This is a genomic window from Vibrio sp. 1580 (assembly GCF_033340055.1).
In genome coordinates, this window is record NZ_JAWOVT010000797.1 from 1 (window position 1) to 506 (window position 506).

Annotated in this window: 1 protein-coding gene; it reads left to right on the plus strand. The window is 49.8% G+C overall.

Going from position 1 to position 506, the window contains the following annotated elements; genetic code table 11:
• The coding region (locus R7093_RS28445; protein WP_318147437.1) for an efflux RND transporter permease subunit at positions 1-506 on the plus strand (506 nt) is incomplete at both ends.

Sequence of the window (506 nt, forward strand, 5' to 3'; positions counted from 1 at the left end):
TTAAGAGTGCGACCATCGTTGGCGCAAGCTTGCTCCTGACGATTTTGCTCACGCTTGTATACATGAACATCGCCAGCATCGATTTACACCGTGTCTCGCTAGGTACGTTTATTCTCGCACTGGGCATGTTGGTGGATAACGCCATTGTGATCACCGATATGATGATCGCTAAGCTCAACAAAGGTATCGAGCGAACTCGCGCCGCGATTGATTCCGTCAAAGAAACCGCTGTGCCACTTTTAGGCGCAACTGTCATCGCGATTATGGGCGCAAGCCCAGTGTTGTTCTCCAAAACCGACTCCGCCGAGTTTGCGAGCTCTGTGTTCTACATTGTGGCATCGTCACTGTTGCTTTCATGGATCGTCGCGATGACGTTTACGGTATTAATGGCGTGGATGTTCATCAAGCCAAAAGCTAACAACGAAGAGACTAAACCGAGCCGTTATAAACAGTTGGTATTCTGGACGGTGGACAACCCGCGTAAAGCATTAGCCGCTTTGGTTCCG